The organism is Priestia sp. P5_B4 (assembly GCF_056400385.1).
In genome coordinates this window covers 1-5921 of the sequence record NZ_JBFULJ010000187.1, presented here as the reverse complement: position 1 = coordinate 5921, position 5921 = coordinate 1, and the positions used below count along the sequence as shown (strand labels likewise).

The following is a 5921-nucleotide window of genomic DNA, read 5'->3' as shown; positions in this document are numbered from 1 at the left end:
TTCATCGATAGAGGAAGTGCGTAATCGTTCTTATTCAGAAGAAGAGCTCAAAAAAATAAGCACCAATCGTCCTCGTATGATCGTAGGAAATCCAGCTGAAGTAAAACAAGGATTAACTCAGCTGCAGCAAAAATACGATAACGACGAATTTTTAATTATTACAAATATCCATGATTATGAAGCAAAAAAGAAGTCTTATGAACTGCTTGCAGAGCTATTTCCTCAACCCTCATTTTTTTAAGAAAAAGATGGGGTTTTTTTACGGAATTAAATGTTAGAATATTTAAAAAGGAGGAGTGACATGCACGTAGATCAAAAAAGTGTAAGCAACCAAACTAATAAGATTACCTATACACATATTAAAACAGGAGGGCCTCGCATTTGCTTTATGTTTTCAGGTCTAGGCTATACGTACGAAAAGCCGCTGTTGTATTATTTGACAATGCTGATGCTAAAACACGGAATTGACGTTGTTCATATTCACTATACATATTCAAAAGAGCTCATGACAAAGTCTACAGATGAGATTGCAGACGTTATGATGAAAGACATTGACCTTGTGCTGCAAGACGTTTTATCTCACAATAACTATAAAAATATCATATTTGCAGGAAAATCACTTGGGACGATTCCACTGATTCAGCGAGTTATGAAAGATGAAGTCTACAAAGATGCAGTGATGCTTTTACTGACGCCGCTTTTAACCAGATCGGAACTGTTTGAAAGTTTACTAGAAAACACTCATAAAGGTCTTCTTGTAATAGGAAATCGTGATTACTATTATGCCGAAGAAGTTTATCGATTAAAAACAAACAAGATGAATATTGAAGTGATTGAAAACGCTGATCATTCATTGGACGTTTTGTATTCTCCTGTGGAATCGTTAAAGGCGCTAGAAACCGTTTTGAATGGCATAGAAAAGCTTCTTTGAGATAGGAAGTAAGGAAAGGAGGACAAAATGGATACGCTACGTGAAATTATTTGCGAAAAAAGAGCCTACAGCTATTCACCTCATACTCATGATCATAACTACAGTCAGCTTTTGTTTCCGCTAGCAGGTGCTCTTGATATTCAAGCAAGTGAGCAGCACTTAACGCTACAAGAAGGATGCTTTTACATTCCGCCTCGTCAGCTTCATACGTATCAAGCTAAAAATACAAATGAATGTTTAGTTGTTGATATTCCGTTGAAATTTACAGAAAGTGYGCATCTTTCTCAACAAGCCGCTTTTATTCAATGGGATTCAACATGGAAAGCAATTCGCTACCTTTTACTTGATGGGCTTCAAAAAAGCGCTGACAGAGGAGCGCTTGAAGATTTAGTCCGTTACGTTCAGCATTATTTGCCAAAGAAACAAACGTTTAAATCCATTGATTATCTTCATACTAACTTTAATCAAGAGCTAAACATAGAAAGTCTTGCCAAGATGGAAAATTACCATCCTGCCTATTTTTCTGCTTGGTTTAAACAAAAAACGGGCTATTCGCCTCAAAGCTATGTAGCGTGTATACGTTTAAAGAAAGCAAAAGAATTGTTAAAAGAGAGCAGCTATTCGATAACGTATATTGCGCACGAAGTCGGCTATTACAGCTTGTCTTCATTCACTAAATGGTTTACAAAACAAGAAGGAGTCTCACCCACGCAATATCGAAGTATCTTAAAAACAGACAAATAATATCATAAAAGCGGAAAAACTTTTTTCTTTCTTTTAGCTATGATAAAAGAAAGGAGATGGAAATATGAATACTTCATTATCAAAAATACTTATTTTATGTGCAGCTGTACTATGGGGAACAACAGGGACTGCCCAAGCTTTAGCATCTGCTGAAGCACATTCCGTGGCAATTGGAGCGGTGCGTTTAGCTGTAGGGGGACTGTCGCTTCTTGCAGCTTGTCTTATTCAAAAAAAGAAAGTGGACGTAAGAAACCTTCCTATTCTGCCCCTTGCGGTTGCTGCAGCAAGTATGGCCGCTTATCAGCCGCTGTTTTTTTCAGCCGTTATCAAAACGGGTGTTGCAGTAGGGACAATGGTAGCAATTGGGAGTGCGCCGCTTTTGTCAGGAGTGTTAGATTACATAGTGTACCGCAAGAAACCTACAAAAAAGTGGTTGCTTGCTACGTTTACGGGTATTATAGGGTGCTGCAGCTTGTTGTTAAAAAAAGATAGTCAAATCGACGTGATAGGTTTAGGTATGGCGATAGGAGCAGGGGCGTCTTTTGCTTGCTATACGACTGTTAATAAAAAAATTGTTCAGCATGTTGATCCGCAAGTAGGCGCTTCTCTTGTGTTCACAACAGCTGCTGTTCTACTAATCCCATGCTGGTTTATATATGATATGAGCTGGCTAGTTTCTTTAAATGGAATGGGCATTGCTCTTCACTTAGGAATACTTACGACGGCTCTTGCTTATGTATTATTTTCTACAGCGCTTAAGTCGGTGCATGCGTCAACCGCCGTGACGTTATCATTAGCAGAGCCCGTTACCGCTTTTTTATTGGGCGTCTTTTYCTTAGGAGAATCTCTAACTTTGGTGAACATATGTGGAGCAGCACTAGTATTTGCTAGCTTAGCGTTTTTAACGTATTCTCCGAAATCATCGCTAAATCAAGAGGTGCGTATATAAAAAAATCCCCTTTCTCCAGAGAAAGGGGATTTCTTATTAAGCGTACATGCTAGCTACTTGTTTTTGCAGGTTGCTGTCTTCTAAATACTCATCGTACGTCATTTGCTTGTCAATTACTCCGTTTGGCGTAATTTCAATTACACGATTTGCAATCGTTTCAACGAACTGATGGTCATGAGATGTGAAAATCATTGAACCTTTGTAGCTGATAAGTCCATTGTTTAGTGCTGTGATTGATTCTAAGTCAAGGTGATTCGTAGGATCGTCTAGTAAAAGAACGTTTGAACCGCTTAGCATCATTTTAGAAAGCATACAGCGAACTTTTTCTCCTCCGGAAAGAACGTTGGCTTTTTTCAACACTTCTTCACCAGAGAATAGCATTCTGCCTAAGAAACCGCGTAAGAAGCTTTCGCTTTGGTCATTAGGTGAATACTGACGCAGCCAGTCTACTAAATTTAAATCTCCGTTTTCAAAGTACTCGGAGTTGTCTTTTGGGAAAAAGGCTTGAGACGTTGTCACACCCCATTTGTACGTACCGCTGTCTGCTTCCATTTCACCCATTAAAATCTTCATTAATGTTGAATTTGCAAGTTCGTTGCGGCCTACAAGAGCGATTTTGTCATCTTTATTCATAATAAAGCTTACGTTATCAAGCACTTTTACGCCGTCAATTGTTTTTGTTAGACCTTCAACGYGAAGTACGTCATTTCCAATCTCACGTTCCGGCGTGAAGTTCACGTACGGATAGCGACGAGAAGAAGGGCGGATGTCATCTAATGAAATTTTATCAAGCAATTTTTTACGAGACGTTGCTTGTTTTGATTTCGATGCATTTGCGCTAAAGCGAGCGATAAAGGCTTGAAGCTCTTTAATTTTTTCTTCTTTTTTCTTGTTCGCATCTGATGCCATTTTTTGTGCTAATTGACTTGATTCATACCAGAAATCATAGTTACCAACGTAGACTTGGATTTTACTGAAGTCAAGGTCAGCAATGTGCGTACATACTTTGTTTAAGAAGTGACGGTCATGAGATACAACAATGACTGTGTTTTCAAAGTTAATTAAGAACTCTTCTAACCATTGAATTGCTTGAATATCCAAGTTATTCGTAGGCTCATCTAAAAGTAATACATCAGGTTTTCCGAATAAAGCTTGTGCAAGAAGCACTTTTACTTTTTCACTACCCGTTAGTTCAGCCATTTTTTTTGCGTGAAGATCTTCAGAAATACCTAATCCTTTTAAAAGAATAGCTGCTTCTGATTCTGCTTCCCAACCGTTTAATTCAGCAAATTCACCTTCAAGCTCAGCTGCTTTCATTCCGTCTTCATCTGTGAAGTCTGCTTTCATATAAATAGCATCTTTTTCTTGCATTACTTCATAAAGGCGAGCGTGCCCCATAATAACGGTTTTCATAACTTCTTGATCTTCATATTCGAAGTGGTTCTGTTTTAAGACAGCAAGGCGTTCGCCAGGGCCCATATGTACATCACCAGTTTGAGATTCAATTTCACCAGATAAAATTTTTAAAAACGTTGATTTTCCAGCACCGTTTGCGCCGATTAATCCATAACAGTTACCAGGCGTGAATTTAATATTCACATCTTCAAATAACTTTCGGTCGCCAAATCGTAAACTTACATTACTAACTGTAATCATGTATGAGCAGTCCTCCAAATTCAATATCTATAAAATTATACCATTCTTTTGAGATAAGAGCGATATGAATACAATATTTCAAACATAAAGTGTAACCGACACTTTAAGCACTCGTCAACTATTTAAGGGGATTTTTGAGAGGTAAAACTTTAATTATTCTAGCATTCACCAAAACATTGAGCAGCAAACCAGCATGTATAATCCTTCAGTAATCAGCTCTTTTTCATTTTTAAGATGGATGTTGTATTCCTTTGTATAAGAAACAAAAAGAAGAATAATACTACCTGGTAAATAAAAGAATTTTTATGAAGTAAACACTGATATTTTATGGGTGCTTATTTCTAAAATTGGTTTGACATAGACATAAATAGGGTGATTATCATGTGGAAATTAGTTGTTTCCTATCTTCCAGAAGGGCCAGTTTTTATACAAGCAGTTCTGGTTTTTTTCATCCCATATATAATCTACAAATTATTAAGCGGGATTCGTAATTCAGAGGAAGAGTGATGGAAGTGAAAAAATGGAAATCAGCAGTAAAAAAAATAGGCAACCATGCGAACGAGAAGGAAAACAAACAGGAATCTATACATCAAGATTTATCTAATCATGTTACGGATCATTTAGCTTTAACTCTAGAAGTAATTAAAAATGAAATTGGTCATAATTCCGACGTTCATTTTCGTGAGTTTATTATAGGACGCACCGGCATTCAGGCAGCTATTATTTTTGTAGAGGGGCTCTCAGATAAAGATCTTATTGAAAAACATATTTTGTCATCATTGATGGCTGATTTTTCAAAAGAATATCAACAGGATCAGCTTTACGTAAAGGGAATCCTTTCAAAAAAGTGTATTAAAACCCAAGTATTATCAATTAGTGATGTAGAAGAGGTCCATTCTATTAAAGAAGTAATACCAAAAGTCTTAACAGGATCTACGGCTCTTTTAATTGACGGGTTATCACTTGCCTTAATTCTTGGTACAAGCAAAGTAAAAACAAGGACGATTGAAKAGCCCGTATCAGAAGCATTAGTGAGAGGGCCAAGAGTAGGCTTCACTGAATCGTTAAGTGATAATACTTCTTTATTAAGAGGAAGCGGAGATATTGAAAATTTGTCGCTGGTGAAATTTCAAGTAGGAAAGCGTTCCAAAAAAGACTTAGTTGTTGCTTACATAAAGGAGATTGTTGATCCAGAGCTAGTCGAAGAAGTAGAAAAACGAATTAAAAAAATTGATCTTGATAATGTGCCGGAGTCAGGATATGTTGAACAACTCATTGAAGATAATTACCTTAGTCCCTTTCCCCAGGTGCAGAATACGGAGCGTCCCGATCGTGTAATTGCTGCTTTGATGGAAGGGAGAGTAGCCATTTTATTAGACGGGACGCCTTTTGCTTTGATCGCCCCTGTTACGTTTAGCATGATGTTACAGTCGCCGGAAGATTATTATGAAAGGTGGATTCCTGGTACATTCATTCGTTTTCTTCGTTATATCGCAGTGGTTCTTTCCCTTTTTACACCGGCTTTGTATATTGCTTTTATTTCATTTCACCCAGGGATGATTCCCACTAAATTGGCTATTTCCATTATAGGAACAAAGTCTGGAGTGCCATTTCCAGCCCTTATAGAAGCCTTATTCATGG

5 protein-coding genes and 1 pseudogene are annotated in these 5921 nt (G+C 37.5%); 5 read left to right on the top strand and 1 reads right to left on the bottom strand.

Annotated features, from left to right (window positions below; all coding sequences use genetic code 11):
• The 4 genes and pseudogenes from AC1DRF_RS14795 to AC1DRF_RS14780 all read left to right on the top strand — a co-directional run.
• Nucleotides 1-241: pseudogene (locus AC1DRF_RS14795) on the top strand (LLM class flavin-dependent oxidoreductase); the annotation flags it as partial.
• Nucleotides 242-301: 60 nt separating this feature from the next.
• Entirely contained in the window at nucleotides 302-931 is a 630-nt protein-coding gene (locus tag AC1DRF_RS14790) for an alpha/beta family hydrolase (RefSeq protein WP_427076181.1), read from the top strand.
• Between the two features lie 27 nt (nucleotides 932-958).
• A complete protein-coding gene (locus AC1DRF_RS14785; RefSeq protein WP_477741023.1) occupies nucleotides 959-1675 on the top strand; it encodes a helix-turn-helix domain-containing protein in 717 nt (238 codons plus the stop codon).
• A 64-nt stretch (nucleotides 1676-1739) separates the two neighbouring features.
• Nucleotides 1740-2624, top strand: coding sequence for a DMT family transporter (locus AC1DRF_RS14780; RefSeq protein WP_477741022.1), 885 nt, complete (start codon nucleotides 1740-1742; stop codon nucleotides 2622-2624).
• Between the two features lie 36 nt (nucleotides 2625-2660).
• On the opposite strand, the gene AC1DRF_RS14775 is transcribed toward AC1DRF_RS14780, so the two are convergent.
• Nucleotides 2661-4280 carry an ABC-F family ATP-binding cassette domain-containing protein gene (locus AC1DRF_RS14775; RefSeq protein WP_477741021.1) on the bottom strand — a complete coding sequence of 540 codons (1620 nt, stop codon included), beginning with the start codon at nucleotides 4278-4280 and terminating at the stop codon, nucleotides 2661-2663.
• A 506-nt stretch (nucleotides 4281-4786) separates the two neighbouring features.
• Between AC1DRF_RS14775 and AC1DRF_RS14770 the strand changes: the two genes are divergently transcribed.
• Nucleotides 4787-5921, top strand: a 1135-nt coding sequence (locus tag AC1DRF_RS14770) for a spore germination protein (RefSeq protein ID WP_477741020.1), incomplete at its 3' end; no start/stop codon positions are given.

Coding starts and splice junctions, on each gene's coding strand:
- AC1DRF_RS14790 (WP_427076181.1), top strand. CDS start 302: ATGCACGTAGATCAAAAAAGTGTAAGCAACCAAACTAATAAGATTACC.